The organism is Kitasatospora sp. NPDC089913, assembly GCF_044748625.1.
Taxonomy (GTDB): domain Bacteria; phylum Actinomycetota; class Actinomycetes; order Streptomycetales; family Streptomycetaceae; genus Kitasatospora.
The window spans coordinates 1-22,798 of sequence record NZ_JBIVGI010000033.1; the positions used below are offsets into that span (position 1 = coordinate 1).

Genomic DNA, 22,798 nt, shown 5'->3' on the forward strand with positions numbered 1-22,798 from the left:
TCTCCGTCGGCGAGAAGGTCCTCGCCGCCCAGGGCCCCGGCGCCTGGCCCGTCTGCTCCGTCAAGGCCGGCCTCACCAAGTAACACCCCCGCCCCACGGGGGCACAGACACCGCCACGCCGCTGACACCCGACCACCCCCACCACAGGGAACGGTCCGGTATCAGCGGCGCCGTGCGTTCCCCGACCGGCAGTACCCGGGCAGCCTCAGACCGCCCGACCGCTCCCCCAGTCGTACAGACGCCGCGCACCGTCACCGAGGCGGGTGGCGTAGAGCGTGCCGGCGCTGCCGCCCGCGAGTTCCTCGGTCGTGGTGGTGACGCCCACGACCGTGCCGACACCGGTCCGGGGGTCGAAGCCCGTGAGGTGGGGGCCTCCGCTCGCCCCGTGCGACATGTCGCAGGACTCGCCCCACAGCAGCGGCGCCGCCGGACCGGAACGGGCGGGTCCGGCGCAGTGGATCATGCGCGAGCCGGCGTACTCGGCCGCCGGGTCGTTGAGCCGGTCCTTCGGGTAGCCGAAGGTGTCGACGAACTCGCCCTCCACGGGCCGGGTGAACGCGATCCGCTGGCTTCCCGCGACCTCGGCGACCCGCCGCCCGTCGGCCGAACGGTTCAGCACCAGCATCCCGGTGTCGTGGCCCGCCACCGCGACGGCGTTCGAGGTCGTGCCGCCCGGGTCGGCGTCCCAGTGCGACGAGGTGGCCATGCTCCGGACGCTGAATCCGCCGAGCGGCTTCGTGCCGTTGCGGTAGCCGGGGACGAAGTACAGGTTGTGGCGCCAGGTGTCGTCGGCGCCGGGTGAGCCGACGCCCCGCAGACAGTGCGCGGCGGTGACGGCGGTGCTGCGGTTCGCGGCGGTGACGACGGTGGCGGTGCAGCTGCCGTCGTAGCCGTCGGAGAAGGTGAAGAACAGCCGCCCCACGCTGCGGCTCACCGCCCCGCCGTGGGTCCAGACGGCCCCCGGGTCCGGGGTGCCGGCGGGCAGCGGCCGGGGGTCGTCCGGCGTGCGGTCGTCCTCGGGCACGGGCGTGATCTCGGGAACGAGTGCGCCCGCGAGTCGCATCCGGTCGGGGGTCCAGTAGGCGTCGGTCCGGTCGCGCTCCTCGGTGGTCGTGGCGCCGGCGTGCACCGTGACGGACTCGCGTTCCGCGGCGGCCGCGGCGGTCGGCAGCAACACGGCCGCGGTCGCGGTCAGCAGCACCCCCAGGGCGGCGCGCCCGCGAGGCAGGGTCCGGTCGGTGCCGGTGGTTCCGGCGGTGGTTCCGGGCGTCTCGGCAGTGGTACCAGGTGTCTTGGACATGGGCGGGACGCTAGCCGCGCCTCATCAGGCTTCTGTGTGGACGGCGTCGCGGGCGTCCGTCGATCGGGTCAGGATCCGGTAAAGGCGTCGCGGTCGTGTATCGGCGAACACCTCGGCGGTCGGGCGTATGCGGCCAGCCAGTATCCTTTACGGACTGTCGGGCCTGATGGCACACCAGCACGAGGGAGCGCATCCGTGGCGGACACCGGGCTGCTCGCCCACCAGCGGCAAGCGCTGATCGCCGAGACGGTGCGCCGCAGCGGGGCCGTGCGCGTGGCGGAGCTGGTCGACCAGTTGGGCGTCTCGGACATGACCGTGCGGCGCGACCTCGACGCCCTGGAGCGTTCGGGCGTGGTCAAGAAGGTGCACGGCGGCGCCGTCTCCGCCTCGGACACCGCCATCGACGAACCGGGCTTCGAGGCCAAGTCCGGCCTGGAGTCGGCCGCGAAGGCCGCGGTGGCCGAGGCCGCCGCCACCCTGGTCGAGCCGGGCAGCGTGATCGCCGTCGCCGCGGGCACCACCGCCTACGCGGTCGCGGCCCGGCTGCTGCACATCCCGCGCCTCACCGTGGTCACCAACTCGCTGCCGGTCGCGGAACTGGTCCGCTCGGCCGGCGACGAGCACGGGACCGGCGCGCCCGCCCTGCTGCTGACCGGCGGCTCGCCCACACCCTCGGCCGCGCTGGTCGGGCCGCTCGCCGACCAGGCCGTGCGCTCGCTCCACGTCGACCTGCTGATCCTGGGCGCCCACGGGGTCTCCGAGAAGGCCGGTCTGACCACGCCCAACCTCGCGGAGGCGCAGACCAACCGGGCACTGGTCGCCTCGGCGCGGCGGGTCGCGGTCGTCGCCGACCACACCAAATGGGGCGTGGTCGCGCTCAGCGGCTTCGCCACGCTCGACGAGATCGACGTGTTCGTCACCGATTCGGGACTGAACACCCAGGCCCGGGCCGCCCTGACGGAGTCCGTCGGGGAGCTCGTCGTCGCCCCGGTCGCCGGGGCCTGACCCGGTGGCGCCGGTCCGTGCCCCCGGGCGGCCGGGTCAGTAGCCGCCGAACCCACCGTAGGAGTGGCCGCCGGTGAAACCGCCGGTCCCGCCCATGCCGGTACCGCCGTAGCTCGGCCCGCGGCTCCGGGAACGGCGGCGTGCCTCCGGTGACAGGAAGTACGGGCGGGGACCGTCCGGCCCGTCCGACCAGCTCCGCCCGGCGAGGTCCTGCCACCACTCCAGGAAGGTCCCGGACAACGTCCGCGCCCGGCACTCCTCCTCGGTCGCGACCCTCGCGCGCTCGTCCCACCCGACCTCGACCGGGCTCTCGGCCGACCGGTTCAGGGCGTTCAGCGCATCCGCCAACTCCCTTGCGGTCAGCGGCTCCGCGCCGCCGTCCTCGGCCTCCGGCCATCCGTCGGGCCGGGGCAGGTCGACCCGCCGGACCCGCACCGGCTCCCCCGCCCGGCCCTCCCGGTACTCCCACACCCGGCGGCCGGCCAGTTCGTCCAGGACCGCCCGGCGGTGCCGCTCGGCCCGGTGCGCGGCCACCCGGGCCTCCTCGCGGACCACGCGCTCCGCCTCCACCCGCAGGGCGATCTCCTCCCGCACCGGCCGGTACTCCTCGACGGCCCGCCCCACCTCCGACGCCAGGAGCCGCTGGGCACGGCCCGACCGTTCGGCGACCCGCCGCTCGCGCCCCGGCCAGCGGCGCGGCGCGGTGATGCCGTAGCGGCTCTGCCGACCGTTGACGAGGTCGATCTCGATCATGGTGCCGCCGTGCGCCCAGTAGAAGTCCTCCAGGGCCTGCGACAACCGGCCCAGACAGGCCACGGCCGCCAGCTCCCAGCGCTCGTGCTCGGCCGGTGTGCAGGACAGCGGCTCGCCCCGGCCGTCCAGGATCCGGTAGACCTCCACCCGCTCCGGCAGCACCACCGAGGGGTCCGGGCGGAATCTCGCCCCGGCGATGCCGGCCGCGTCGAGCCGCACGTCCTCGAGCGACACCCCGGTCCATTTCGTGGTCACTGCTGCGCCCTCCCGTCCTGCCAGCGGACGGTGACCCACCGGAGGCCGCCGAACGGTCCGCACCCGGGCGGTCACCCACCACGAGGGGTCACCTGCCCGCGGGCGCCGCCCTGTACACGCCCCGCCGGTACCGGACGGGGAACGGCGGGCGGGGCGGAGGGAAACGGCGGAGGACGGCTACCCGGGCAGGCCGACCGCCCGTTCGCCGGAGCGGGACTGCTGGATGACCACCGCGACCACCAGCAGCGAGCCCTGGGCGACGTTCTGCCAGAAGGAGTTGATGCCCTCGACGGTGAGGCCGTTCTCCAGCGCGCCCAGCAGGGCGACCGCCAGCAGGGTGCCGCCGATGCCGCCCTTGCCGCCCTTGAGCGCGCAGCCGCCGAGGGCCGCGGCCGTGATCGCCTTGAGTTCCAGGCCCTCACTTCCGGAGACCGGCTGCCCGGAGCCGGTGCGGGCGGTCAGCAGGATCCCGGCGAGTGCGGCGACCGCGCCGATCAGGGCGTACACGGCCACCAGGTACTTGTTGATCGGGATTCCGGCCAGCCGGGCGGCGGTGTTGTTGCCGCCGATCGCGTAGAGGTTGCGGCCGAGGTCGGTGTACTGCAGCAGGACGTGCACCGCGAGCGCGACCAGGATCAGGATCCACACCATCACCGGCAGGCCGGCGATCTTCCCCCGGCCGAGGAAGACGAACACCGGGTCACCCAGGACGTAGCCCTGCGCCCGTCCGTCGGAGACGAGTTGGGCGACGCCCTTGTAGGCGGCGAGGCCGGCCAGGGTGGCGATGGTCGCGTTGACCCGGCCGTAGACGATGACCAGGCCGTTGACGACGCCGACCAGGACACCGACGGCCACCGCGGCCGCCGTCCCGGCGACGGCGTTCGACCCGGCCGAGGTGTAGGCCATCGCGCTGACCACCGAGGCCAGGCCGGCCTGCGAGCCGACCGAGATGTCCAGGCCGCCGCAGATGATCACCACGGTCTGGACCACGGCGAGCAGGCCGGTGATGGTCGCGGCCTCGGCGATCACCTGGACGTTGGTCCAGCTGAGGTAGTTCTCGTTGAGCGAGCCGAAGACGGTGAGGACCAGGGCGAGGGCGCCGAGCAGGCTGAGGTTCTGGCCGCCGAGGGCGGCCAGGACGGCGAGCGGGCGGCCGTTCCCGCGCGCGGGCCGGCCGGGCGGTGCGGGCCGGTCGACGGCGGGCGGGGTGGTGGCGCTGGTCACGATGCTGCTCCCGGGGTCTTCGTACGGGTGATGTCGTCGGCCATCGCGAGTCGCAGGACGGCCTCCTCGGTGGCGTCGGCGCGATCCAGCTCGCCGGTGACCCGCCCGCCCTGCATGACCACGATCCGGTCGGCCAGGCCGAGGACCTCGGGCAGGTCGGAGGAGATGACCAGCAGCGCGACCCCCTGCTCGGCCAGGTCCGCGACGATCCGGTAGATCTCCGCCTTGGCACCGATGTCGATGCCGCGGGTGGGTTCGTCGAGGATCAGCAGCTTGGGGCGTCGGGCCAGCCAGCGGGCCAGGACGACCTTCTGCTGGTTGCCGCCGGACAGCTTGCGCACCTCGTGCTCGATCGACGGGGTCCGCACCCGCAGCCGGCCCGTGTACTCGGCGGCCAGCTCGCGTTCGGCGGCGCGCCTGACGAAGCGCCGGCGGCGCAGCCGGTCCAGCACCGCGATCGAGGTGTTGTCGCGGACCGACCGGTGCAGGAACAGCGCCTGGGCCTTGCGTTCCTCGGGGGCGAGGCCGAGGCCGGCGCGGATCACCCGGCCGGGGTGGCCGAACGGCAGCGGCCTGCCGTCGAGGGTGACGCTGCCGGAGCGGACCGGAAGGTCCCCGGCGAGTGCGAGGGCGAGTTCCGAACGGCCGGCACCGATGAGGCCGGCCAGGCCGACGACCTCGCCGGCCCGGACGGTCAGGTCGATGTCGCGGACGTGGTCGGTGGTCAGGCCCCGGGTCTCCAGGACGACCCGGTCGGTGGCGACGTCGGCACGGGTGAACATCGCGGACAGGTCGCGGCCGACCATCTGCCGGACGAGTTCGGCCTCGCCGGTGTCGCGGGCGTCCTGGACGCCGACCAGCTCGCCGTCCCGGAGGACGGCGATCCGGTCGGCGAGCCGGAAGATCTCCTGCATCCGGTGCGAGACGTAGACGATCGCGATGCCCTGCGCGCGGAGCCGCCCGATCAGCGCGAACAGGGCGTCCACCTCCTGCTCGGACAGCGAGGAGGTGGGCTCGTCGAAGGCGATCAGCTTGGCCTCGCCGGTGAGCGCGCGCAGGATCTCGACCAACTGCCGCTGGGCGGGGGTGAGTCGGGAGCCGAGCAGGTCGGGGTCGAGCACCCCGGCGAAGCCGAGCCGCTCCAGGTCGGCGGTGATCCGGCGGCGCAGCTCGGCCCGGTCGAGCCGGCGGCCCCGGCCGGTGGGGAGGGCGCCGGCGTAGACGTTCTCGGCGACCGAGACGTGCGGGACGATCTCGGGTTCCTGCGGGACGATCCGGATGCCGAGCGCGCGGGCCTGGGCCGGGGAGCGCAGGTCGACGGGGCGGCCGTCGAGCAGGACGCGGCCCTCGGTGGGCTGGTGGTCGCCGGTGAGGATCTTCAGCAGGGTGGACTTGCCGGCGCCGTTCTCGCCCATCAGCGCGGTGACCGCGCCGCGGGGGAAGTCGAGGGTGATTCCGCCGAGGGCCCGGACGGCGCCGAAGGTCTTGGTCACGGCCGCGACGCCGGTGACTCCGGCCGCTTCCGCGGCGGCCGGAGCGGCGGGGCCCGGTACCGGGGGCCCGGATGCCGAGGACCCGGACAGCGAGGACCCGGACAGCGGGGTGCCGGTTGCCGAGGTCCCCGGTACCGAGGGCTCCCGCCGGGAGGAGGTCGGGTCACCCACAGGTGACGCCCGCGCTCTGCCAGCCGGCCGCGTCGACCATGGTGGTGGGGGCGAACTGCTCGGCCGGCAGGTCCTTGCCGTTCCTGAGCTTGTCGACCATGCTCTGGACCGCGAGCGCGCCGACCTCCTTGCCGTTGATGAACAGCGCGGCCTTCATCCCGGTCGGCTTGCCGCCGCTCCAGTCCTTGCAGGCGAGGTAGGCGCCGAGGCCGATGCCGATCACGTTGTCGGCGCCGATACCGGCGTTCTGGAGCGCGGTGACGCCGCCGTGCACGTTCTCGTCGTTGCAGCCCCACACCACCCAGTGCTTGACGCCGGCGTTGGCGGTGATGGTCGCGGCGACCTTGTCCTGAGCACCGGTGGGGGTGTTGTCGGTGGCGACGTCGATGTTCTGGACGCCGGGGACGGCCGCGTCGAAGGCCTGCTTCGCGCCCTTGACCCGGTCCCCGCAGACGGTGACGTCCTGCTTCCAGGCGGAGACGATCCGGGTGTCGGCGGCCGTCCAGCCGGCCTTGGTGTACTCCTCGGCGGCGCGCTTGCCGACCTCGGCGCCCATCTGCGCCCCGCTGAAGCCGACCCGCGGCACCAGATCGGCCTTGGCGCAGGCGGCGGGGTCCGGACCGGTGGCGCAGACCTGGTCGTCGGAGGTGAGCAGGGCGATCTTCGCGTCCCTGGCGGTCTGCACGACCTGCGGCCCGACGGCCGGGTCCGGGACCACGACGATGATGCCGTTGGTCTTCTGGGCGATGGCGGCCTGGACCTCGCTGACCGTCTTGTTGGCGTCGTTGCCGAGGTTCACCACCTTGAGGTCGACGCCGAGTTCGGCAGCCTTCGCCTTCGCCCCGGCGGCCTCGCCGATGAAGTACTCCTGGTCCCCCTGCTTCTGCAGGTAGGTGATCGAGATCTTCCCGCTGACCGGAGCCACCGAGGCGTTGGCGCCGGTGGTCTCCTGACCGTCGGAACAGGCCGTGACCAGGCCGAGGGACAACAGGAGGGAACCTGCCGCGGCGACGCGGCGGTTGGTGCTTCGGATCATGGAGGGGACCGCTCCTCATCAGCAGAATCAAACAGATTCAAACGCGATGTGAAATATCACACCCCGCTCTGACGAGCCGTCAAGTAGCGTTCGCCGCCGAGATCAAGTCGTGACACGCCATATGGGACAAGTAATGACAACGGCCTCCGGGGTTCGCACGCCCTCTTGAGCGGCGGGTTCTGTCGTGTCTATGCTGCGTTGCTTTCTGTTCGAAAAAGAGACAGAAAGCATCACGGCGACTCCCCTGCCGCACCTCAGTGCCACCTCCGCGCACTCCCCACCCACCCCCACTCGCGCCCTGGAGCGCCCATGCGCAGAACCGCGCCGCACCTCCCCCACGCCCTCCCCCGCCCTCTGGCCCGCACCCTGGCCCGAGCGGTGCCCCGCACCCTGCTCGCACTGGCCCTCGCCTCCGCCGGACTCGGCACGCTCGCCCTCGGCCCCTCGGCAACCCCCGCCGCCGCCGTCGAGAACGGACAGGCCCTCACCCCGCCCATGGGCTGGAACTCCTGGAACACCCTCGGCACCGCCGTCACCCAGGAGCAGGTCCTCCAGACCATCGACTTCATGGCCTCCCGCGGTCTGGTCGCGGCCGGCTACAACACCGTCACCATCGACGACGGGTGGTCACTGGGCCACCGCGACGGCCAGAGCGCGGACTTCGCGAAGACCGCCGAGGGCGCCATGCAGCTGTACGACGCCAACCGCAACCCGGTCAGCGGCACCGACGGAACCGGCTTCGACCTCACCAGCGGCCACCTGGTGCCCGACCCGGCGCGGTTCCCGGCCCACACCGTCAACGGCCGGACCCTCAACGGCATCGAGTACCTCTCCTGGTACGCGCACAGCAAGGGCATGAAGTTCGGCCTCTACGCCACCACCACCTACACCACCTGCCAGGGCCGCCCCGGCAGCCTGGGGCACGAGACCACCGACGCCACCGACTTCGTCTCCTGGGGCGTCGACTACGTCAAGTACGACGACTGCCCCTACGGGCCGAGGATCGTCGGCCCCGACGGCCACGACTACTACACCCAGGGCATCGGCCGCGAGCTCACCCGGTCCGTCTACGCCCGGGTGCAGGACTTCCGCCGGGCGCTGGACGCCGCCTCGGCGGCGCAGAACCGGCCCAAGGTCACGCTCAGCGTGTCCGCCCAGCCGGTGCACTCCGGCGTGCCCTACCTGCTGGCCGCCGACGACCCGGCCCGCACCGACCCGGTGGTGGTCGCCGCCGGCACCCCCGAGCGCGAGGCACCCGGCTACGCGCCGACCGGAAAGTGGTGCGGCCAGGTCGCCAACCTGTGCCGGATCGGCGGCGACCGGGGCCCGGACCTGGACGGCGTGCTGTACAACGGCCAGCTGCGGACGGCGCTCGAGTACCCGGCCAACGTCCGCCCCGGCAGCTGGAACGACATGGACATGATGTTCGCGGGGTGGCTGAACCCCTACGGCATCTACGGGACCACCGACACCTGCGTCTGCCACAAGCCGATGACCGACGACGAGTCGCGCGCCGAGATGTCGATCCTCGCCATGATGGCCTCCCCGCTCATCAGCGGCGCCGACCTGCGCACCGCCGCCGACTCCCGGCACAGCTACCAGGGGTACACCTGGTCCACCGGCATCAGCGACTCCGCCCTCGCGGTCTACAAGAACGCCGACGTCATCGCGGTGGACCAGGACCGTCTCGCCGAGCCGGCCACCCTCGTCGGCCGCGCGCCGAACAACGCCACCGATCCGATCGTCCTGAAGCGCCAACTGGCCGACGGTGACACCGCGGTGCTGCTGATCAACCAGGACCCGTCCGGCTGGCGCTACGTCACGCCCACCCTCGCCGACCTCGGACTGACCGGCCCCGGCTACACCGCCAAGGACCTCTGGACCGGCGCCACCGGCACCTTCACCAGCACCGTCGGCGGCTGGGTCCCGGCCCACGGCGTCACCATGTACCGCCTCAGGGCCCTGCCCACCACCGTCCCGGCGGCGGTCGTCGGCGACGGCCGCTACCACGGCATCAGCGCCGGCGGCACCGGCGGACAGGTGCTGGAGATCCGCGGCATGTGCTCCGCGCCCGACGGGTCGACCACCGACATCAACACGTGGTGGGACTGGCACACCTCGGAGCAGTGGAAGTTCACCCCGAACCCCGACGGCACCGTCCGGATCACCGACAACTGCGACACCCCCACCCAGACCCACGGCACCCTGACCGGCGGCGGCGGCAACGGCTCGCCCGCCTGGGTGCTCAACCGCTGGGACCCCAACAGCCCGAACCAGAAGTGGCGGGTCACCCAGAACGCCGCCACCGGCGCGCTGACCATCACCAACGTCGCCAGCGGACTCGCCCTGGACGCCCCGCGGTCCGCCCCGACGTCCTCCGTGGAACTCAATCCGCCGAACCCGGCCGCGGCCGGCCAGGCCTGGACGCCGCTGAACTGAGCGGACCGCTCCGCCACCCTGGACGCCCCGCCCCCACCAGCCGGTCCGACCGGTCTGCCGCCCGGCTCCCCCGCCAGGCCGGCCGGTCCGTTTTCCCCGCCCAACTCCGATCCCCCGATGGAGGATTCGTGCGAACCCCCGACGCCCGACCGGCGCGCCGTGCCGCGTCCGCGCTCACCGCACTAGCCCTGTTCGCCGGCGGCGGCGCCGTGACGGTCGGGCTCCAGCTCGCCACCGCACCGTCGGCAGCGGCGCTCGACAACGGCCTCAACCTGACGCCGCAGATGGGCTTCAACAACTGGAACTCCACCTACTGCGGCGCCCAGTTCAACGAGGCGATGATCAAGGGCATCGCCGACATCTTCGTCTCCAAGGGCCTCAAGGCGGCCGGTTACCAGTACGTCAACCTCGACGACTGCTGGGCCCTGCCCCAGCGCGACGCGAGCGGCAACCTGGTGGCCGACCCGGTCCGCTTCCCGCACGGCATCAAGGCCCTCGCCGACTACGTGCACGGCAAGGGCCTGAAGTTCGGCATCTACTCCAGCGCCGGCGACCACACCTGCGACGTCAAGGGCTTCCCGGGCGGGCTCGGCCACGAGCAGCAGGACGCAGACCTGTGGGCGTCCTGGGGCGTCGACTACCTCAAGTACGACAACTGCAACAACAAGGGCGTCGACGCGCGGACCCGGTACAAGGCGATGGGCGACGCGCTGAAGAAGACCGGCCGCTCGATCCTCTACAGCATCTGCGAGTGGGGCAGCACCGGGCCGTGGAACTGGGCGCAGCCGGTCGGCAACTCCTGGCGCACCACCGGTGACATCAGCGACAACTGGCAGAGCATGATCTCCATCGCGCAGGCCAACCAGGGCCTGGCGAACTACGCCAAGCCCGGGGCGTTCAACGACCCGGACATGCTGGAGGTCGGCAACGGCGGCATGACCGGCACCGAGTACCGGACCCACTTCAGCCTCTGGGCGCAGATGGCGGCCCCGCTGATGATCGGCACCGACCTGCGGACCGCCGAGCCGGAGACCCTGGAGATCCTCACCAACACCGATGTGATCGCGGTGGACCAGGACCCGCTGGGCAAGCAGGGCGCCGTGGTCTCCCGGGAGAACGGGCTGGTGGTGATGAGCAAGCCGCTGGCGGACGGCAGCCGTTCGGTCACCCTCACCAACGAGGGTTCCTACGACGCCACCATCAGCACCACCGCGCAGGCGGTCGGGATCGGCGGTGCCGAGTCCTACAAGGTCAAGGACCTGTGGTCGAAGAAGAGCAGCACCGGCGACGGCACGATCAGCGCGGTCGTGCCCGGCCACGGCACGGCGATGTTCCGGGTCACCCCGAGCTCTCCGGTCTCCCCGCCCTCGGGCGTGACCCGGCTGAGCGATCTGCCGTTCACCGCCGTGTCCAACTTCTGGGGCCCGGTGGAGCGCGACCGCAGCAACGGCGACCACGTGGCCGGCGACGGCGGCACGATCACCATCCGCGGCGCCCAGTTCGCCAACGGCCTCGGGGTGCACGCCCCCAGTGAGATCGGCTTCCACCTCGGCGGGACCTGCCGCAACCTGGTCACCGACGTGGGCATCGACGACGACGCCTACGGCAACGGCTCGGTGGTGTTCCAGGTCTTCAAGGACGGGGTGAAGGCCGCCGACAGCGGACCGGTCACCGGCCAGGACCAGGCCCGACGGCTGACCGCCGACCTCACCGGCGCGCAGGAACTGAAGCTGGTCGTCACCGACGGCGGCGACGGCACTTCCTGGGACCACGCCGACTGGGCGAACGTCCGCGTCGCCTGCGGCGACGGCCCGGCCGCCGGGACGTACCAGGTCTCCGACCTCAACTGGTCGGCCGCGGGCAACAGCTGGGGCCCGGTCGAGCGCGACATGAGCAACGGCGACAACCAGGCTCGGGACGGCGGCACCATCACCATCGGCAGCACCACCTACGCCAAGGGCCTGGGCGTCAACGCCTTCAGCGAGATCGTCTACTACCTGGGCGGCGCCTGCTCCTCGATCAGCACCGATGTCGGGATCGACGCGGAGGCCCAGGGCCGCGGTTCGGTCTCCTTCGAGATCTACGCCGACGACACCAAGGTCGCCGACAGCGGGCGGGTCACCTCCGCGTCCGGCGTCAAGCACCTGACGGCGGCACTGGCCGGGGCCAACGAGCTGCGGCTCGTGGTGACGGACGGCGGCGACGGCACCAACAGCGACCACGCCGACTGGGCCGCTCCGGTGCTCACCTGCTGATGCCCGTCCGTCGGTCCCGTCCGTGATGTGACGTTCCGTCGGTCGGTCGCCCGACCGACCGATTCCCCGGCCGGCTGCGAACGCGGTCGGCCGGGGGCACGGCCGGGGCGGGCGCGGTCGGCCGGGGCGCGGACACGGCCGAGGCGGGCGCGGTGCCGGAACCCCGGCGCCGCGCCCGTCCGGCGTCCTCAGACCCTGGTCACGTCGCGGGTCCCGGTGCCGGGCCGGACGACGTAGATCCCGGACCCGGGCAGTGTCTCCCGGGAGTCCGCCCGGAGCTGGTCGACGCTGACGGCGGCGGGCCACCGGGTGCGCAGCTCGGACCAGCGGACCCCGGCGAGGTCGACCCCGGCGAGGTCGACCGAGGTGAGGTCCGCGGTGGTGAAGTCGTCCAGCACCTCGGCCAGGAACTCCAGGTCCAGGGTCTCCGGTTCGCCGAGTTCGAGCAGTTCGCCGACCTGCTCGACCAGTACCCGGGACAGGTACTGCACCTCCCGGACCGCTCGGGTGAGGTCCCCGCCGGCCACCGCGTACATGAACACCTCGCAGGCCCGCAGGAACTCGGCGATCGCCGGGTGGTCCGCCGTCCGCACCCGGTGGTCGATCGTGGTCACCATCTCCCGCACCAGGAGCTGCCCGACCCGGCGTGCCCGGTCGATCTCCGGGTAGTGGGGTTCGAGCAGCGCCACGATCTCGTGGGCGCGGTCCCGCAGGTCCCAGGCGAGGGCGGCCCGCCGGTCGAGCTCCTGCGCGATGCCCCGGGCGACCCCCTGGGCGGCGAACACCGCCCGCTGCAGCGGCATCCCGTGGTACCGGCCGAATCCCAGGCCGTAGGTGAGGTCCTGGGCCAGCACCACGGTTCGGATCAGCAGGTCCGCGAGGATGGCCGAGGTGACCAGCGGGTGCCCGCGCAGCACCAGGCGCTGTTCCGGGCCGATCAGCTCGAACCGCTGGTGCATCAGGCCGACGTCGTAGAGGGGGGCGGCGGCTTCCTCGAACTCCGTCCGGGCCGTGCCGCGGGACAGCACGGACACCAGCCCGGCCTCGATGTCGAGCACGGCGTCCAGGCCCTCCGCCAGCTCCTTGTGACGGGCGCACAGCATCACCTCGCGCAGCCCGGCCGCCACGTCCAGATGGGCGTCGAGCCCGTGCAGGAAGGATTTCCGCAGTGCCGCCATCCGGTCCGAGACATCACGGGTGCGGCGCTCGGGAGAACCGCGCTCGGCCATCATTCCCCCTCTCGATCGGTCATTCTGCTGGAGACGGCCAGCCGCGCCTTGAACAGGCTGGCGCGGACCGCGGCGGGGCGCATGCCCAGTTCGGCGGCGATCTCCGTCGGCGTGTAGCCGTCCAGCGTCCAGGCCAGGACCTGGCGCTGACGGGCCGGCAGGCCGCCCAGCAGCCGCAGGATCTCCTGCTCGCCCTCCCACTCGGCGGCGTGCCCCGGGGCCGGCAGCAACGAGGTCGGTTCGAGGGCGAGTTCCTCGATGCTGTCCTCGACCTGGCTGAAGGCGCGCACGAGTTCGCGGGACGCGACTCTCCGGCACCAGGCCTCCGGGGACTGGATCCGGTCCCACCGCTCGTACGCCTTGACCATGGTGTCCTGGGCCAGGTCCGCGGCCAGCGCGGCCGGGGCTCCCTGCCACATCAGGAACGCCACCAGCCGGCGGAGGCAGGTGCGGTAGAAGTACGCGAACTCGCCGTGCCGGGTTCCGGTACCGCTGCCGTCGGCTGGGGCCGGAAGGTGGCCGAGGGACGCCGCCGACGCGGCCTCCCCCTCCGGGCCGGTCTCACTCATGCGCGCCGCGACCCCGATCCTCGTGCGGCTCCGGCCGCACCGGCCGCTGCTGTCCGTCGTCCTCGGACCGGCGCGCGCGGACCGCGAGGACGACCACGACCGGGGGCGGCTGGGGCCGGTCCCGCCGGCGCGGCCGTAACTGCCCCACCAGGGTGACCAGGGCGCCCACCAACCCCAGTACACCCGCCACCACCGAGCCCGTCACGGGATCCACCAGCGCTCCTGTCGTCGTTGCCACACTTCCACGACCAGGAGGGCCACCGGGGCGCCCGCGTTAACCGGTCCGGGGATTCTGTTACAGAGCGCCCGGAGCGGGCGGGACCCCCGTGCCGGTGCGGCACGGGGGTCCCGGGGGACTTCGCGGTGGGCGGCGACGGCGGGCCTCCGCGGTGGACGGTGGTGTCACCGGCGGTGGCCGGCGGCCGTGGCGTCACCGGCAGTGGTCACCGGCCGTGGCGTCACCGGGTCATGTAGACGCTGTCCATGAAGTCGACGATCTGCTGGTCCGTCAGCCGCTGGCCCTCGCGGTGGCCCATCGCGAGGTCGGCCTCGCTGATCATGCCGACCAGCCGGTCGCCGTCGATGACCGGGATGCGGCGGATCTGGTGCTGCTCCATCTTGTGCAGCACCGCGTCCATGCTGTCGTCCGCGTGGACGCAGTGCAGGTGGCCGGCCAGCTCCATGGCCTTCATCGCCGCCGGGTCCCGCCCCTCGGCGATGCACCGGACGATGATGTCGCGGTCGGTGATGATGCCCTTGAGCTTCTGGTCCGCGCCGCAGATCGGGAGGGCGCCGACGTTCATGTCGCGCATCATCCTGGCGGCATCGGCGAGGCTCTGGTCGGCGGCGACGCACTGGGCGCCGGCGTGCATGATGTCTCGGGCAGTAGTCACGGGGACTCCTCCTCAGGCGTCTCCCCCGAGCACCGGGTGTTCCGGTGCGCCCACCCTACGCACGGGTGCCGGGGGTCCGCGAGCGCATCCGGGGCGGCCGTTGCCGAGTGTGGCCGGGAGGCCGTCACCGGGCACGGCGGGGAGGCGGTCGCCGGGCACGGCAGGGCGGCGGTCGCCGGGCGTCGCCGGGGCTCCGGCGGGACGATACTGGGGGCGTGACGGAGGAGTTCACCGGAGCGCCCGGTCCGGTACGGGCGGCGGACCGGACAGCGGTGACAGCCGCCCCCGACCCGGTCGACGAGGCGGTCCGGGCACGGCCCGCGACCGCTCTGCGCCCCTATGTGGCCTGGTACTCGGGCTACCGCCAACGGGGTCTGCCGCCCGCCCTGCACCGGGGCCTGCCGTCCCCGTACCTGACCTTCATCGTGACCCTGGACGAACCGCTCACCATGGCGGGCCACCCCGACCCGGCACAGCCGCCCGGCAGCTTCGCCACCCTGCTCGGCGGGCTGCACACGGCCCCGGCGCTGATCAGCCACGACGGCCGGCAGTCCGGCATCCAGGTCGCCGTCCACCCGCTGGCGGCGCGGGCACTGTTCGGGCTGCCGGCCGGGGAGCTCGCCGAGCTGGACGTCCCTGCGGAGGCGGTGCTCGGCGCGGTCGCCGAGCGGCTCCAGGAGGCCGTGCGGGAGGCCCGGACCTGGCCGGAGCGGTTCGCGGCGCTCGACGGCGCGCTGCTGCGTCTCGCGCACCCCTCCGGCCGGGTGCAGCCCGAGGTGCTGCGCGCCTGGGACGCGCTGCGGCGCAGCGGTGGGGCGCTGCCGGTGGCCGCGCTCGCCCAGGAGACCGGCTGGAGCGGCCGCCATCTGCTGGACCGGTTCCGCCGCGAGACCGGGCTCACTCCGAAGGCCGCCGCGCGGGTGATCCGGTTCGACCGGGCCCGGCGGCTGTTGGCCGCGCCCGGTCCGGCGCCACGGCTGGCGGAGCTCGCGGTGCGCTGCGGGTACTTCGACCAGGCTCATCTGGCCCGGGAGTTCCGTGCGCTCGCGGGGTGCGCGCCGACGGTCTGGCTCGCCGAGGAGGGGCCGGACGCGGCGAGGTTCCGAAACGTCCAAGGCGGGGCGGCCGGGCCCGGGCCAGAGTGGGAGGCATGACGGCGGACCGGCCCCATCCGGGCGGGTCGCCCCGAACCGAGGAGGTACCGGCCATGGACACCGACGGCGCGAACAGCGGTGGCACCGGCGCGGGGACGGCACCCGCCCCGCAGGTCTGGCCCAGTCTGCGGGCCCGCGACGCCCGGGCCCTGATCCGCTTCCTGGTGGAGGCCTTCGGCTTCGAGGAGGTCGTCGCCTACGGCGAGGGCGAGTTCGTGGCCCATGCCGAACTGGCGTGGCCGGAGGGCGGCGGGATCATGCTGGGCTCCGACCGGCCGGCTCCCGAGGACGGCGAGCCCTGGCCCGGCGGCCCCGGGACCTTCTCCGCCTACGTGGTCACGGCGGACCCGGACGCCCTGCACACGCGGGCGGCCGCCGCCGGGGCCCGGATCACCACCGCGCCGTACGACACCGACTACGGCTCGCGCGACTTCGCCGCCGCCGACCCGGAGGGCAACCACTGGTACTTCGGCAGCTACCCGGGTGCTCCGCGCCCCTCGGCGGGCTGAGCGGTGCGGTCAGCCGACCGGCCGGCGCAGGCCGACGGCGGGGCGGGCGCGGCGCAGGCCGACGGCGGGGCGGGCCCGGTTCCCGCCGGCGACGACCGGCCCGCCCCGGTCCCCGCCGGCGACGCGGCGGCCGTCGGCGACGCGGCGGCCGTCCAGCGGCTGCGGGCCGTCTGCCTGGCCCTGCCGGAGGTGGACGAGCGGGTCAGCCACGGCGAGCCGACCTGGTTCGCCGGCCCCGGCCGCCGGGCGCGGGTGTTCGTGATGCTCGCCGACCACCACCACGACGACCGGCTGGCGTTCTGGTGCCCGGCGGCCGCCGGCGCGCAGGAGTTCCTGGTCGCCGAGGAGCCGGAGCTGTTCTTCCGCCCGCCGTACGTCGGCCACCGGGGCTGGGTGGGCGTCCGTCTCGACGTCCCCCCGGTGGACTGGGAGCGGGTCGAGGACCTGGTCGCGGACGCGCACGCCCTGGTGACCGGCCGGGGCGCCGGGCCGCGGCCCCGATCCGTCGACGCCCCGCCGTCTTGACAGAATTTTTAGGTCAGGTGACCTAGTTTTTGCGTATGACCACTTCGAACAACACCCCGGCCCCCGGCACCGACAGCCCGGACCTCCTCACGCTCGACCCCCACGGACCGGTCCTCCTGGTCGGCGGCTACGGGACGGTCGGCGGCGAACTCGCCCGGATGGTCGCGGCCGAGCGCCCCGTCCTGCTCACCGGCCGGTCGGAGGAGCGCGGCGCGGCCCTCGTCCGCGAGCTCGGCGGCGCCCCGCACGCCGCCGTCCGCCGCTGGGACCTCGCCGACCCCGCCCCCTTCACCGCGGCGGTGAGCGCCGTCGTCGGCGTCGTCAACGACCCCGACGACCGGGTGCTCCGGGCGGCCGCCCGCGCCGGTGTCCCGTACGTGGACGTCACCCGCTGGACCGTCCGGCTCCAGCGCGCCGCCACCGTCGCCGCCCTGCTGCGCCCCACCGCGCCGGTGCTGCTCTCCTCGGCCTGGATGGGCGGCGTGGTCGGTCTCGTCGCGGCCGCGCTGGCCGAACGCCTCGGCGGGGCGGACCGGGTCGAGACCTCGATCCGCTGGGACCTCGCCGACCGGGCCGGCGCGGACTCCGTCGAGTTCATGGACCGGCTCGGGCTGGACTACGAGGTGATCAGCGCGGGCCGACGCCGTACCGTCGCCCCGCTGACCGAGGCGCGCACCGTCCGGATCGGCGACCACCCCACCCGGGTCGCCCGGATCGACACGCCCGAACAGTTCACCCTGCCGCTCACCCTCGGCACCACCACGGCCACCACCCGGATCGGCTTCAGCTCCGACCTCAGCACCCGGGCCCTGCTGGCCGCCAAGCACACCGGCTTCTTCCGCTGGGGCCGTGGCGACCGCTGGCAGTCCGCCCGCCGCGCCCTGCTGTACTCCCCCGGCGAGGGCGGCACCGCGCTGCTGCGCATCGACGTCCGGCACGCCGGCCGCACCCTCGGCGCGGTCGTCGAGGACCGCGCCGGCCAGGCCCACCTCACCGCCGTCGGCGGCCTGCTCGCCCTCCGCCGCGTCCTCGGCTCGGACGGCGCGGCGGCGGCACCGGCCGGCGTCTCCTTCCCCGAGCAGACACCGCACCCGGCCCGGGTGGTGGCCGACCTCGCCGCCCTGGGGGTCGCGGTCGACATCAGCCCCGCGCCCGGCTTGGATGCTGCTGCATGAGCACCGCACCCGACCCGGCCCCCGACCCGACGGCGGACGACGCTCCGTCGCCGCCCTCCGACCCGTCGCCTTCCCCCGGGGGCGCCCGGGCGGAGGGCCCCGGGAAAAACTCGCCCGCCGCCCCGCCCGCCGCCCCGTCGGCCGGCCCGGCCCGCGGGCGGCGGCGGACGACCGCCCCCGCCGCCGACGGCGACAGCCGCACCCCGGCCCGGGGGCGGAAGGGCGCGGAGCGCCGGGAGGCCCTGCTCGACGCGGCCGAGGAGGTGCTGGTCGCCGAGGGCGGACCGGAGTGGACGATGCGGGCCGTCGCCGCGGCGGCGGGCGTCCGGCTGGGCCACCTCCAGTACTACTTCCCCACCCACGCGGACCTGGTGGCCGCCGTCCTGGAGCGGGTGCTGCGGCGTTCGGCGGAGCGGCTGGCCCCCCTGCTCTCCACCGACCCCGACGCCCCGGAAGCGCCCACCGGGGTGGTGACCACCCTGCTGGCCGAGCAGGAGGACGCCCGGCTGATGCGGCTGTTCGTCGAGGTGTGGGCCCTGGCCGCCCGGGACACGACCGTGGCGGCGGCGGTACGCGGGTTCTACGACGACTACCGGACCCAGGTGACCGCCTTCCTCGCCCGCCGCCACCCCCACCTCCCGGAGGAGGAACGCCGGGCCCGCGCCGGGGTGTTCATCATGCTGATCGAGGGCGCCTCGCTGTTCCGCTCCGACGTGGCGGGCGCACCCGACCCCACCACCGACACCACCCTGGTCCGCACCGCGCTCACCCTGCTCGGGCCCTGACCTTCCCGGACTCGGAGGGCAAATCCGATTCTCGTCGTCCGCGCTCGGAAGGATGCCCCTGTGCCACTGGTTCTTCGGCAGAATCGGGCGAGTGGCGAACCATATCGAGGGCGGAGAGTTCCACGGTCCGGTGGTGCAGGTCGGAACGGTGGGCGAGCTGCACATGTACACCAGTGGTGCACATGGCGTCGGACAACCGGTTGCCGAGTCCGAACCATCCCCCGCCGACGATGAGTTCGCTCGCCGCATCGACCTCGATCGCAAGGCTCTGGCTACGGCGCGCAGCGTCCGGCGGCGTGCCGGCGCCGACGGGCTGGAGACTCCATGGCTGCACACTCCGCTCAGCGATGTCCTCGAGGAGTTGACCTCCCCCGGGACGGGCGCGGCTCGCATCCGGTTGGCGGCCGATGAGCTGCGGCGCTGGGTCGACTGGGATCCGTCTGCCGAAGGATTTCGACAGCCGGCGGCCGAGCGGGTCGAATCGGCCCTCGCGGTGTGGCGTGGCCAAGGGGGTGAGCGCGCGGAATGCCTTCGGAGGATCGAGGATCTCGCCACCGTGCTCGAAGGCGTGCCGCCCGAGTCCGCGAGGGGCGACGGCAGCACCATCACGCCGGTTCTGGAACGGGCGGCCTCGGTGGCGGAAGCCATGGGAGCCGTGATCCGTGAGCTGTGCGCGGCCTTCGAAGCGTCAGAACCGCGTGACGGTTTGCCTGCCGAGCACATTTCTGCCGAGCGAAGGCTGTTCTCCGCACTGCAGGAACTGCACGCGTGCCAGCGCCGGCTGGCTGCGGTCGCCGTCGACGCCTGCCTGCTCGCCCGAGCGTCCGGTGCTCTGCTGGTTGCCGGAGGGTGGGGCACCGGCAAGTCCTACGGGCTCGGGGCCTGGGCGGAGGCCCGGGTTGTTGCCGGGGCTCCGGTGGCGTTCGTCAGTGGTGGCGAACTCGGTGGCGAGCACTGGGAGAAGGAGATCGCCGACGCGGCCGTGCCGGGCGGTCGGGTCGGTTCTGTCCGGAAACTGTTGGCGGTGCTCCAGGCGCAGGCACGTGCCAGTCGAAGGCACGCCACGCTGGTGATCGACGCCCTCAATGACGTTGCAGCTCTGCGCGGTCGTGAGCTGGACGGGTTCGCGTCCCTGACGGCATTGCTGAGGGAGTTCCCCGAGGTCCTGCTCGTTGCATCCACCCGCCTGGACCGGCGCAGGTCACGGGACGAAGGTACGGTCGGGGGGTGCTACGGGATCCACTGGGCGAGCGGTGTGGCGGACCCGGTGAAGGCATGGGAGGTCCTGCGGGATGTCTACCAGGTGCCCGCGCTGGTTCTTCCACCCGATGTCGCCGAACTCCGCCGCCCGTTGATGCTCACCGTGCTCGCCTGGTGCCTGTATCGCGAGCGTGGCGCAGTGGAGGACGATGCACCCGTGCCGGTGCCCAGCGTCGGCGACCTCTTCGAGCGGTGGCTGAAGGCTCTCGACAGGGACTACTTCGAGTACCTTCACGGTCGACCGTCCGCCGCTGACCATCCTTTGGTGAGCCGGGCCTGTGCACTCCTCGGCGAGCGCCTGGGCCTGCAGGACTCGCTCGACCACGGCTCGGCCTGTGCCGCTCTGAGCAGTGCGCCTGAACTGGGAGAGCCCGTACAGCTCCTGGAATGGCTCTTCCAGGCCGGCGTGCTGGCGTCGGACCCGCAGAACCAGCGGATCGGATTCGCTGTGCAGAGGTTTGCCGAGCACGTCCGGGCCGGCAATCTGATGAACGAGACCGGGCGCCGCCGCCATCTGGCTTCGCTGGTGAAAGACCTGTCCGGCCCTGACGAGACCGCCGATCGGGCTTACCGACTGCTGTCCGCCCTGGCCGGAGTGGTGCCCTACACCCACCCGGAGAAGGAACTTCCGCATTTCCTGCCGAAGCGGTTGCCGTCGGCAGTCGTCATGGCTGTTCTGGATTCTCTCGAAGGCAGGAACTGCAGTCGGGTCACCGGTCAATCGCTCCGTTTCCTGAAGCGTTGTGCTTCCGACCCCGAGCTGGCACCGTGGGTCTGGTACACCGTGCTGGCGAACTCGGCCTGCCGGGGACATCGAGCCGGCGCCGCCTTCCTCCACCGTGAGCTTCACGGGCTGGGGAAGCGCCGGTTGGCAAGCCGCTTCATCGTCCCGATGCTGCATCTCCTGGAAGATCGCGACGGAATGGCGATGGTCCAGAAATTCATTCGCTGGGCAGCCGGCGGGGCCGCCGAGATTCGGAAGAACGCCACGGATGTCACCAGAGTACTGCTGTGGCTTGCGACAGTTCCGAGCCCGCCACTGCGCGCCCAGTGCGTGCGCGCGGTGGCACAGATCTGGCGGGACGTTCCCGGAGCGGCGATCGAACAGGTGGAGATCTTCGGGAAGCACCACGATTCCTACGTGGCCGAGGCGACTTGGTTGGCCGCCTACGGTGCGCTGCTGCTGGGAGGCGAGGCGGTTCCAGTGGAGCAGTGGAACGCCGTCATGAGGCGTGACCGGTTCAGGGCACACCGAGGCATCCAACAGACGATCTCCAGCCTGGGAACACTGCTCGGACCGTCGTCCGCCATGCCGCGCGAGGAGCCGAGGGTCGGACTGCCATGGGCTCCTCCACTGCCGGTCTCCCGGCGGACGTCGGAGCGGTGCAAGAGCTACTTCGGGTCGATGGTGGAGAACACCGACAGTCATCCGGGCCGCTATCGGTGGCTGGTCCGGCGGTCCCGGGCTTTGAAGCCGAGGCGGCTCGAGGTGAAGATGCGAGGCCGGAGGGGCTATCGCCTCGGGGAGTGGCCTGCCTACGCCCAGCAGCAGAAGGTCCTCGAGACCGTCCTGGAGGAATGGCACGGCTCGACCTCGTCCGGTCCGGGCGGGGTGCGCGCCTGGTCCGAACTCTCAGTGCTGGACCGACGTCACGGGATCGACCCGACCGTCCCACCGGGATGGCCGACATCCTCGGCCCACCTGAGTCGGCGATCCGACTCCTGGTGGTGCGCCCCGGTGGGCGACGGTGACATCGCCGCCGTGCTGAGGGACATGCAGCCGTCCCGGTTCACGACGGTGCAGGACCCCGATGGGGTGGCCTGGTGCGTGCTGCGCGCCGAATACAACCTTGACCGGCCTGACGACACGGCAGCAGAAGACCGACTTCCGGTTCTCGTCACCGACCCGTACACCGTCCTGCGACTGGACGGGGACCGGTCGTCGGCGCCGGCCAGACCAGGCGCCGACCAGAAGTTCGTCCACGTGGAGGTGGAGACGGTCCTTGTTCGGAGGGGCACGCGGGAAGGCACCGTCGCGACCGTGTCGGGTTCGGGGGCGTCACCACGGCTGAGCGAGCGCTGGCCGCTTCAGATGTACCTGGCGGAGTACTACCGGCGGCCAGCAGCCACCACCGGACCCTCGTCCGGTGGTGAAGGCACGTCCCCCAGCACGGCGGAATACGAAGACACCTTCCTCGTACGACTGTCGGACGGTGTCAAGGGCAAGCCGGACAACCGGGCGGTTCCATCGCGGACGCTGGCCGACCTGTTGGACCTCGACTGGAGCGGTCGACACCTCGACTTCCATCTTCCCGGGGAAAATCGGCCGGTCCTCCACGACCCGGGCATCGACCGCCACGGACCGCCGGCCTTGCTGCTTGCGACCGCTGCCCTGGACGCCCTGGCCGCAAAAGGCTGGAACCTGGCTTGGAGAGTCAGGGTGACGGAAAGCTGGAGGTTCGGCTTGACGGCCTGGACCGGTGTCTGCGGATTCAACGGAGAAGATCTCGGTGGTCAGGACGAATCCGGTGAATCGACCGGCGATTGGCAGGTCGAACGTCGCGACCACTGGCGTCGGTACTGACGGTCCCGGACGGGCGAAGGCGTTCTCGAGGCTGGTCGGCCGAAGTCCGACGCCGGGGCGCGGGAGCTTTCGGGCGACGGAATCCGGAGTGACCAGAACCCCGGACCGCGGTCGGTCGGCGCATGGGAGACCCGGCGATTCCGAGAATCACGAGTTGCGGCTCGGGCAGCACAGGATCACCCTC

Annotated in this window: 18 protein-coding genes; 9 read left to right on the plus strand and 9 right to left on the minus strand. The window is 72.8% G+C overall.

Translation table 11 applies throughout. From position 1 onward, the window contains the following. Positions 1 to 205 precede the first annotated feature (205 nt). Positions 206 to 1,300: a trypsin-like serine peptidase gene (locus ACIPYS_RS34310; RefSeq protein ID WP_400753600.1), complete on the minus strand. Its 1,095-nt coding sequence runs from the start codon at positions 1,298 to 1,300 to the stop codon at positions 206 to 208. Positions 1,301 to 1,495: 195 nt separating this feature from the next. On the opposite strand from ACIPYS_RS34310, the gene ACIPYS_RS34315 reads away from it, so the two are divergent. Then, positions 1,496 to 2,305, plus strand: coding sequence for a DeoR/GlpR family DNA-binding transcription regulator (locus ACIPYS_RS34315; RefSeq protein WP_093858971.1), 810 nt, complete (start codon positions 1,496 to 1,498; stop codon positions 2,303 to 2,305). A 36-nt stretch (positions 2,306 to 2,341) separates the two neighbouring features. Here ACIPYS_RS34315 and ACIPYS_RS34320 read toward each other — a convergent pair whose 3' ends face one another. From ACIPYS_RS34320 to ACIPYS_RS34335, 4 genes are all read right to left on the minus strand, one after another. After that, entirely contained in the window at positions 2,342 to 3,313 is a 972-nt protein-coding gene (locus tag ACIPYS_RS34320) for a hypothetical protein (protein ID WP_159424788.1), read from the minus strand. A 177-nt stretch (positions 3,314 to 3,490) separates the two neighbouring features. Further along, entirely contained in the window at positions 3,491 to 4,537 is a 1,047-nt protein-coding gene (locus ACIPYS_RS34325) for an ABC transporter permease (RefSeq protein ID WP_162497188.1), read from the minus strand. Further along, positions 4,534 to 6,030 carry a sugar ABC transporter ATP-binding protein gene (locus tag ACIPYS_RS34330; protein WP_400753605.1) on the minus strand — a complete coding sequence of 499 codons (1,497 nt, stop codon included), beginning with the start codon at positions 6,028 to 6,030 and terminating at the stop codon, positions 4,534 to 4,536. Before ACIPYS_RS34330 ends, ACIPYS_RS34325 begins: the two co-directional genes overlap by 4 nt. Positions 6,031 to 6,193: 163 nt before the next feature. Beyond that, a complete protein-coding gene (locus ACIPYS_RS34335) occupies positions 6,194 to 7,237 on the minus strand; it encodes a substrate-binding domain-containing protein (protein ID WP_400753608.1) in 1,044 nt (347 codons plus the stop codon). 309 nt (positions 7,238 to 7,546) lie between these two features. On the opposite strand from ACIPYS_RS34335, the gene ACIPYS_RS34340 reads away from it, so the two are divergent. After that, entirely contained in the window at positions 7,547 to 9,676 is a 2,130-nt protein-coding gene (locus ACIPYS_RS34340) for an alpha-galactosidase (protein WP_400753611.1), read from the plus strand. 128 nt (positions 9,677 to 9,804) lie between these two features. Continuing rightward, positions 9,805 to 11,931 (plus strand): NPCBM/NEW2 domain-containing protein, encoded by a 2,127-nt coding sequence (locus ACIPYS_RS34345; protein ID WP_400753614.1) that lies wholly within the window; start codon positions 9,805 to 9,807, stop codon positions 11,929 to 11,931. A 188-nt stretch (positions 11,932 to 12,119) separates the two neighbouring features. Here the strand turns inward: ACIPYS_RS34345 and ACIPYS_RS34350 are convergent, their stop codons facing one another. The 4 genes from ACIPYS_RS34350 to ACIPYS_RS34365 form a co-directional block, all read right to left on the minus strand. Next, complete coding sequence (locus ACIPYS_RS34350) at positions 12,120 to 13,163, minus strand: hypothetical protein (RefSeq protein WP_159424789.1); 1,044 nt, start codon at positions 13,161 to 13,163, stop codon at positions 12,120 to 12,122. Beyond that, a complete protein-coding gene (locus ACIPYS_RS34355; protein ID WP_093858976.1) occupies positions 13,160 to 13,729 on the minus strand; it encodes an RNA polymerase sigma factor in 570 nt (189 codons plus the stop codon). The genes ACIPYS_RS34350 and ACIPYS_RS34355 overlap by 4 nt, the downstream gene beginning before the upstream one ends. Beyond that, complete coding sequence (locus ACIPYS_RS34360) at positions 13,722 to 13,943, minus strand: hypothetical protein (RefSeq protein WP_159424790.1); 222 nt, start codon at positions 13,941 to 13,943, stop codon at positions 13,722 to 13,724. Before ACIPYS_RS34360 ends, ACIPYS_RS34355 begins: the two co-directional genes overlap by 8 nt. 244 nt (positions 13,944 to 14,187) lie before the next feature. After that, positions 14,188 to 14,622: a CBS domain-containing protein gene (locus tag ACIPYS_RS34365; RefSeq protein WP_093858977.1), complete on the minus strand. Its 435-nt coding sequence runs from the start codon at positions 14,620 to 14,622 to the stop codon at positions 14,188 to 14,190. Between the two features lie 215 nt (positions 14,623 to 14,837). Here ACIPYS_RS34365 and ACIPYS_RS34370 point away from each other — a divergent pair, with 215 nt between their 5' ends. The 6 genes from ACIPYS_RS34370 to ACIPYS_RS34395 all read left to right on the plus strand — a co-directional run bounded on the left by ACIPYS_RS34370 (position 14,838) and on the right by ACIPYS_RS34395 (position 22,614). Next, positions 14,838 to 15,776: a helix-turn-helix domain-containing protein gene (locus ACIPYS_RS34370; protein ID WP_231978325.1), complete on the plus strand. Its 939-nt coding sequence runs from the start codon at positions 14,838 to 14,840 to the stop codon at positions 15,774 to 15,776. Positions 15,777 to 15,829: 53 nt separating this feature from the next. Continuing rightward, complete coding sequence (locus tag ACIPYS_RS34375) at positions 15,830 to 16,285, plus strand: VOC family protein (RefSeq protein WP_093858978.1); 456 nt, start codon at positions 15,830 to 15,832, stop codon at positions 16,283 to 16,285. Positions 16,286 to 16,288: 3 nt separating this feature from the next. Continuing rightward, the gene (locus ACIPYS_RS34380) at positions 16,289 to 16,810 is read left to right on the plus strand and encodes an MmcQ/YjbR family DNA-binding protein (RefSeq protein WP_400753621.1); all 522 of its coding nucleotides are present in this window, start codon (positions 16,289 to 16,291) and stop codon (positions 16,808 to 16,810) included. Between the two features lie 35 nt (positions 16,811 to 16,845). Further along, positions 16,846 to 17,985: a saccharopine dehydrogenase gene (locus ACIPYS_RS34385; RefSeq protein ID WP_400753624.1), complete on the plus strand. Its 1,140-nt coding sequence runs from the start codon at positions 16,846 to 16,848 to the stop codon at positions 17,983 to 17,985. Continuing rightward, a complete protein-coding gene (locus ACIPYS_RS34390; RefSeq protein ID WP_400753627.1) occupies positions 17,982 to 18,770 on the plus strand; it encodes a TetR/AcrR family transcriptional regulator in 789 nt (262 codons plus the stop codon). The genes ACIPYS_RS34385 and ACIPYS_RS34390 overlap by 4 nt, the downstream gene beginning before the upstream one ends. 91 nt (positions 18,771 to 18,861) lie before the next feature. After that, on the plus strand, positions 18,862 to 22,614 hold the full coding sequence (locus ACIPYS_RS34395) for a hypothetical protein (RefSeq protein ID WP_400753630.1): 3,753 nt from the start codon (positions 18,862 to 18,864) through the stop codon (positions 22,612 to 22,614). Positions 22,615 to 22,798: the final 184 nt, after the last annotated feature.

Bases quoted from the DNA above. Each gene is read 5' to 3' on its own strand.
- ACIPYS_RS34310 (WP_400753600.1), bottom strand. From the start codon at position 1,300: ATGTCCAAGACACCTGGTACCACTGCCGAGACGCCCGGAACCACCGCC.
- ACIPYS_RS34350 (WP_159424789.1), bottom strand. From the start codon at position 13,163: ATGATGGCCGAGCGCGGTTCTCCCGAGCGCCGCACCCGTGATGTCTCG.
- ACIPYS_RS34335 (WP_400753608.1), bottom strand. From the start codon at position 7,237: ATGATCCGAAGCACCAACCGCCGCGTCGCCGCGGCAGGTTCCCTCCTG.
- ACIPYS_RS34355 (WP_093858976.1), bottom strand. From the start codon at position 13,729: ATGAGTGAGACCGGCCCGGAGGGGGAGGCCGCGTCGGCGGCGTCCCTC.
- ACIPYS_RS34390 (WP_400753627.1), top strand. From the start codon at position 17,982: ATGAGCACCGCACCCGACCCGGCCCCCGACCCGACGGCGGACGACGCT.
- ACIPYS_RS34375 (WP_093858978.1), top strand. From the start codon at position 15,830: ATGGACACCGACGGCGCGAACAGCGGTGGCACCGGCGCGGGGACGGCA.
- ACIPYS_RS34340 (WP_400753611.1), top strand. From the start codon at position 7,547: ATGCGCAGAACCGCGCCGCACCTCCCCCACGCCCTCCCCCGCCCTCTG.
- ACIPYS_RS34385 (WP_400753624.1), top strand. From the start codon at position 16,846: ATGACCACTTCGAACAACACCCCGGCCCCCGGCACCGACAGCCCGGAC.